This is a genomic window from Streptomyces hazeniae, from assembly GCF_031845485.1.
Lineage (GTDB): Bacteria > Actinomycetota > Actinomycetes > Streptomycetales > Streptomycetaceae > Streptomyces > Streptomyces hazeniae.
In genome coordinates, this window is record NZ_JAVREQ010000108.1 from 1 (window position 1) to 516 (window position 516).

1 protein-coding gene is annotated in these 516 nt (G+C 68.4%); it reads right to left on the bottom strand.

The genetic code is table 11. The features are described from left to right. The coding region (locus RM572_RS28830) for a hypothetical protein (protein WP_394813724.1) at window positions 1-338 on the bottom strand (338 nt) is incomplete at its 3' end. Between the last annotated feature and the right edge of the window lie 178 nt (window positions 339-516).

Sequence of the window (516 nt, forward strand, 5' to 3'; positions counted from 1 at the left end):
TCTTCGGCGGCGGCCCAGCCTTCGGCGATCTGGTCGGGGGTGTGGAGGGGGGTGAGGGAGGCGAGGCGCTGGTCGCGGATCTCGCCGCGGAGGTTCTGGCGTTTGCGGGCGTGCCAGTGGCCGTGTGCGCGCAGGCATTTGCGGGCGGCGTTGAGTTTGTCCTTGCCCATGCGCAGGGAGGTGGCGACGGCGTCGCTGTTGCGCCGGTTGCGGGGTGGGAGTTTGACCAGGGCCTGCAGCAGCCGGAGGGCGGCGTCGCTGAGCGCGGGGTCGTCGATGAGGTCTTCGGGGGTCTGGAGGAACGGGGCGCGTGCGGGCGCGCTAACCTGGCTGGGCATCGTCAGTGGGCCTTATCCACTCGTCGGTGTAGGCCCTTAGCTGGTGTTCGCGCACCGTGCTAGGGGCCGCTTTCGTCGCTACGGAGACGAAAAGTGACGTGACCCACGGTACACCCGATTAGCCCTGCTTCGCGGCGAACTCCACGAAAGAAGCCCAGGCCAGAGCTTTGACCGCCAC